3 protein-coding genes and 1 CRISPR repeat array are annotated in these 6,612 nt (G+C 44.8%); all 3 genes read left to right on the forward strand.

Going from position 1 to position 6,612, the window contains the following annotated elements; genetic code table 11:
* Window positions 1-68: 68 nt before the first annotated feature.
* Window positions 69-971 (forward strand): hypothetical protein, encoded by a 903-nt coding sequence (locus FD47_RS13175; protein WP_056980787.1) that lies wholly within the window; start codon window positions 69-71, stop codon window positions 969-971.
* Between the two features lie 288 nt (window positions 972-1,259).
* Window positions 1,260-3,506: a DUF5776 domain-containing protein gene (locus tag FD47_RS15535; protein WP_162230598.1), complete on the forward strand. Its 2,247-nt coding sequence runs from the start codon at window positions 1,260-1,262 to the stop codon at window positions 3,504-3,506.
* A gap of 196 nt (window positions 3,507-3,702) precedes the next feature.
* Window positions 3,703-4,523: a CRISPR direct-repeat array (repeat unit 28 nt; unit sequence GTATTCCCCACGCATGTGGGGGTGATCC).
* 1,064 nt (window positions 4,524-5,587) lie between these two features.
* On the forward strand, window positions 5,588-6,612 hold a 1,025-nt coding region (locus FD47_RS13190), incomplete at its 3' end, for a BspA family leucine-rich repeat surface protein (RefSeq protein WP_156404157.1).

Consider the following 6,612-nt stretch of genomic DNA (forward strand, 5'->3'; position numbering starts at 1 on the left):
AAAACCTACATTTTTAAACTGCCCTTGACATTCAATCTTCTATTGTGGGGTAAACGGGGGAATAATCAATGAAGAAAAAAATAGTATTCGTATCATTAATGGTTGTCACATTTTTTCTGGGATGGGGCGTCATTGCCGATCAACATATAAATGCGGCTGTTCACTACACACACCAATGGAAATACCCAGTTCCGGTTCAGCTGAAGAATGAAGAACTCGCGGATTCAGGAAAACTGCATTATAAATTGTATACATCTACTGGTCATCTGAAGCGAATTTGGAAAGTTTCAAAAAATTATGGGGCCCTGTTAAATGCAGGGTCGTATTATCCACTGGCTGAGGCAACAATTCGTGGTAAGAAGTTTTACAAAGTTTATCGATACAACTTTAAGCCGGAACGTGAGGATGAGAAGACGTACTGGGGATGGATGCGGACAAATGATTTTTCCAGTTATAAGAAGACAAAGTATCAGGATGAGCCCAATTTTTACAACTCGTTCGCGACATACGTTGACTCAGACATTCCAAAGGGACCATACCCAAGCCTTGAAGGGGTTCCAAACAGTTTTGCTCATGCATATTATGCGAAGGCATTTCAATTTGTTGTAACGGCCGACTTTACTATTCGTTCATGGCCCCAAGGCGATGGCACGGCCATGACCGGTATTTCAGACATTGAAAAGTACGTGGATAACCGAATTGATGTTGAATGGGGTTCCGAAGCGAAAAGATCAACGAAGATTACCTGGCATCATAGGATCGTAAAACCCGGTAAATCCATTGCGGTGAATGCAAATGACCATAAATACGGTTACGTTCCCGGAAGACTGGGGAATGACATCAATGGGCATTGGTTAATATATAAGTACCGCCAAAATGGTCAATCTCACGTCTATGTCGTCAACTCAAATGGCTTAATGACACTTGATGGGAAACCAGTTAAGTATGAGGTGGAAAGAATTTCGAATTAGTTTCGAATAAATTCGAAGGAAGATTCCAAGTGTGTGAAAAATATTGTCGGTCCTAAAAATGCCACCAGCATTAATTTGCCGGCGGCTTATTTAGGCGGTTCCAGATCTTTTTAGGTTTTCAAAATTAATATATCACCCATCAAATGGACAGTATACACTATCTACATTCCATTACTAATCGTTATTTAATAAACCAAACATTATGATTTACAAGTTATGTTTCCGCGTGTATCTTAAGGATGAAAGATGTTTAGTTTGTTACAACGATCAATTCATTATGGGGTGAATATGATGAAAATCAGCAAGTATTTATTGGGGATTGGGATCGCGTTAGGCTCGGCCGGGCTGCTTTGGGGAACGGCCATCACGGGGACGAATCCGCCGGCTGTTTTGGTAACGCAGGTTGCCGCAGCCGAAGAGACGATTAATCAGATAATGCCGAATGAACGACTGCAGAGCTTAGTATTGTTTGAAATGAAGAAGGAAAAGTTGGTTGACCAAAACGCCACGATTACCAGCTTGACATCGGCTCAGTTTTTGGAAGCCTTGGGGAAGCTCAAAGCAATCAATTCGAGCGATGGTACGACGGCTGATCAGGTCGCACACGAACCGGTTAGCGGTGGAAATGGTGGTATTGGCCCCGTTAATCCGGGGAATTACTCGTTGAAGGGACTAGAACGGGCCACCAGTTTAGAAAGTCTTGAATTCCCTCAAAACTGGGATCTAAGTGGCGGGCACAACTTTTATCGAAATGATGTTGTTGATTTAACGCCGCTCCAGGGACTGAATAATTTGCAGAAATTGAACCTTTATGGTAACCGGGTTAAAAGCGTGGCACCAATTGCCAACTTACCCAAGCTCACCTGGCTTGACGTTAGTAACAATGAAGTTGCCGATCTGAACTTGTTGGATGCCGCGAAATACACCGCGAACTTCAACTGGGGGAACCAACACGTTATCCTGCCAAAGGTTCAATTGGAAACTAATTCGTACACGTTCAAGGCACCGTTTGTCAACGCACTCCCTAAAAATGGGAATGCCGCGAATAACGAGTGGGAAGTTTACAACTCTAAATTTGTCAACAACTTCCATGACTGGTTATATATTCCGTACTCGCCGAACGCATATTACGGCGAGGGTGAGTCGCATCCAACAATCCAGATCTTTAGAAATGGCATTTTCGGGGTTGGGGAAAACGATAAGCGTGGAAGCACTACGGTTGTTGGCGACGATGTTGAATTTAAAGGATTGGCAAAGCAGGTTACACCGACAATTGATAAGACCGACCCACATAAAGATCGCAATTCCACGGTTGTTGAAAACCCGTACACCTACTACATGGTGATTCAGTATCAGGTAACGCCAGCCCCTGACGATGGCCACGGACTGATTGCGTATTACCTGCCGTACGAAATTGCCCAGCAGGCCGCTGCAACCACCGTTGAATACGTTGACGAAAAGGGCGCCACGATTCATGCTTCCCAGACGATCACTGGAACAGTCGGGAAAGAATTTGATTTGGCAACTGATGCTTACAAATTGGCAATTCCTGGATACAAATTTAGCAAGTACGACCCAACGCAAACTGGTAAACTGAGTGATCAGGCACAAACCGTCAAATTGGTTTATACCAAGGATGCAACGCCGGTGACGCCGAATACCCCAGTGACCCCGACGCCAAGTAATCCGGTCAATCCAAGCACGCCAAATAACCCGGTAACGCCACGGACGCCAACAACACCGGTCACACCAACGACGCCAAGTAGTACGCCAACCAATGGGAACAAGGCTGACCAGCCAGGCACCAAGATCGAGACCGGGCTTGAACCTCAGGCCAGCGGTAAGGTTGTGAAGAAGGGGACCGCCGTTTATTCGTTAAACAAGATCTACCTTTATAAGAATGCCACCTTCAAGAAAGCGCAGCGGATGGCCGGTTACGTTAAGAAGCCGCGGGTGAACCGCCCAATGTTTGTGGTGACTGATTATGCAAGGTCGGCGAACGGTCGTCTGCGGTACAAGGTTCGTGACGTGAACCACCACAGTAACACCGATGGTTGGCGCGGCTACATCACCGCTAACTGGAACTACGTCCGCCCGGTTTATTATCAGAGTAAACATCAGACGTTAACGGTGATTAATCCGCTGGGCGTCAATGCTTACAAGAACCGGAATTTGACTGGCAAAGTGAAGAATATCAAGCAGGGGACGGTTCTCAAAGTCCACGGGTTTGTTCGTCACAATTTGACAACCCGTTACCTGCTAAGTAACGGTGACTACATCACCGGAAATCGTAAATTGGTGAAGATGGGCCGCCACCAGCAGCCAAAACGGTTGGTTGTGAAGAAGACGATTAATCGTTATGGGGATGCAAACTTTACCAAGCGCAACGGCCACTTCAAGAAGGGCACCAAGCTGACCATTAAGAAGGTCACGTTCAGCCACGAATTTTCAAGAACGCGGACTGGGGTTCAGCGGTATGTTGTGAATGGTGGCTATGTAACGGCTAGCCCGAAATTTGTGACAGTTCAGTATTAAATTTTGATTTGAGAACCTGGGGGACCGGGTTCTTTTTTGTTCGATGAAATGTGTGCGAATCTGATTTGGATTTTGTGGATTAGGCGAGATTTGTTTGCTATGATTAGGTTGGTTGCCAAATGGAGTTCGAATGCAAGTTAGGGTAATTTAGCTAATTCGTAATTTCACAATGCCGGTATGACGGGATTTGTTTAGAGTATTCCCCACGCATGTGGGGGTGATCCTACTATCAATGCTTCTAAGGTACTTACTAGTAAGTATTCCCCACGCATGTGGGGGTGATCCCTACCGGAATGTCTGTCCTTGTCAAATGCTCAAGTATTCCCCACGCATGTGGGGGTGATCCCAGCCTATTCGCAGGATTTGTACACAACGTTTAGTATTCCCCACGCATGTGGGGGTGATCCTAGGCTAGTTTATGAATATTTTTAATGCAAATTGTATTCCCCACGCATGTGGGGGTGATCCCTGAAACATTGTCCCAAAGGTCTGATATGGATAGTATTCCCCACGCATGTGGGGGTGATCCTCAGATGCGGTTTTAAATGACATCTCCAATTTAGTATTCCCCACGCATGTGGGGGTGATCCCAGTACCTTTACCATATTGATCAACGAGTGTCTGTATTCCCCACGCATGTGGGGGTGATCCCTGCTTTAGCGGTACCTTTAAGTGACTTGTTAGGTATTCCCCACGCATGTGGGGGTGATCCTAATTCTTTTTGGGGTAAGGTTTTGGATGTTTTGTATTCCCCACGCATGTGGGGGTGATCCCGGATCCAAACAGCGAAACCGAACTTTTGAGATGTATTCCCCACACATGTGGGGGTGATCCTATCAATAACGCGTTTTGAGGCTTTATTCTTGGGTATTCCCCACACATGTGGGGGTGATCCCTGCCATGCGTTCGCATTCGCCACGCCGGGTTGGTATTCCCCACGCATGTGGGGGTGATCCCTTGGTACCTTTCGGGAAACTGTCAACTTTCTGGTATTCTCCACGCATGTGAGGGTGATCCGTATGTACGCACACAAATCGACAAACTCTTTGAGTGCTCCCCACGTGTGGGGGTTGATCCTGCTTGCATGGGGCCCGGCTTCCCTGGGCCTCTGTGTTCCCCACGGATGTGGGGGTAATTCTCAAATTATTGATTACGCAGCCAAATTGGACAGAAAGATTGAAAACATCATCGCCTCCATTTGATCTTTTCCCGGACTAAAAAATTGCACAGATTGGAGCAAGTTATTTGAACGCTGTCACCAAAATCAAAATAGCCATATGGTTGTCACGCTTGGCATACATCCTGTTCTTCTTCTGGCTAATTGTTGATTTCTTTGTACTAGACCGCAACGCCGGACTACCCGGATTACTATTCCTTTTAATCGGTTTTCCCTTAGTTTACTTAGAAAATCAATTAGAAAAATTAGATCCGAAGTACCGGAAATCGCTAGCAGGCACGGTCTGGCGATACCTTTTACTTCCGTGGTTTATTGTGATGTAGCATTTTTCGCACTCACTTTAGACGCATACTATCACTAATCTTTGTCGGCACGGGCGACGTCACGCTTGGTTACATTATTTATCGTATTTTTCTTAACCGAGACGCTTTTATAGTGCCGACGCTGGGAAAGGGTATTGGGAAGTTGGTCTTAAGGAATCAGACGCGGTATCTGACTTCAAACCGATGAAGTACCACGGTAAGAAGATTCTGTATCAACATCTTGGCTTTTTTGGCTACGGTCACCGACATATTATTTGGCATCATTATTAGTTCGTTGACTGGCGACTCATTGGGTGACCAGTTTTTATGGTATTTATTAAGCGTAAAAATATTTGATTTGATTGAAATAACCGCCAGTTAAGGTTTCCCGTTTGGGGATGATCTTAGCCGGTGGTTTTAATTTGCATGCCAATCATTTCCTGATTACTTATTGCGATCCTTGTTGTGATTCTCACAAAAAAGCGCCTAAAACTTTGGATAATCCCACAAACATTAAATAGTCATTCCGGAATACCATTATCGGTGAAGAATAGTGGAAGTGTAATTATGGAATGTCGATTGAGTGAGGGGAGTCGATCAGTATGAATCAAGTTAAAAGAGCTTTGGTTATGGCGGGGGCTGCGTTGTTTGGAGCAGTGTGCTTCGCAAGCTTTCCGACTGTTACGCATGCGGAATCAACCGTAAGTCCACCCACCGTTCGTGCGACTGAACCGCTTGGCCAAACATCTGAAGTATCACAGGACATTTCAAGTGGCGAGGTTGGAACTGTAAGATGGTCTATCGAGGATGGAACACTCAAGCTAAGTGGCGGTGAGATTCCAACCACATCACAGGGTCCGGCAGTTTCATATCCGTGGTCAAGCGATGCACTGTATCCACTAGTTACAAGTGTCGATATCGAAGGGCCAATCAAGCTTAATGGTAATGCTCCAGTAGATTTCTTTTTTAAGTTAGTAAATGCTACGAATATTAAGAACCTATCAGATTTGGATACTAGTGACGCAACGGATATGGATTCAATGTTTGAAGACGATAATTCACTGACATCAATTGACCTGAGTAACTTTAAAACCAATAAAGTAATATCAATGGATTCGATGTTTTCTGGTGATTCGGCGCTAAAATCTATCGATGTTTCGAAATTTGATACAAGTCAGGTTAAGAACATGATCGAAATGTTTTCACTCGATAGTTCCTTGACCACGCTCGATGTTTCAAATTTTGATACTAGCTTGGTTAATAATATGGCTGATATGTTTTCTGATGAGACTAATATAACGAGTATCTGTCTTGGCAGATTTGATACCCATAGCGTTACCGATATGGATTCGATGTTTTATGCCGATCCTAACCTGAAGGCGATTAACGTTTCACATTTTGATACCAGTAAAGTGACGAGTATGGATTCGATGTTTAATGAGGATGAATCCCTGTCGTCCCTTGATCTATCTAGCTTTGACATGGCAAACGTAGAGGAAGGCTATTTAGAAAATATGCTTGCCGGCACCACTAATCTCACTCGGTTAGTCCTCGGACCAAAAGTTAGATTGGAAGAGGGCGTGGGTCTTGAATCCCCTAAGAAGCTGTTTAGTATCTTTGATTTTGA

This window comes from Lentilactobacillus parafarraginis DSM 18390 = JCM 14109 (assembly GCF_001435895.1).
Taxonomy (GTDB): domain Bacteria; phylum Bacillota; class Bacilli; order Lactobacillales; family Lactobacillaceae; genus Lentilactobacillus; species Lentilactobacillus parafarraginis.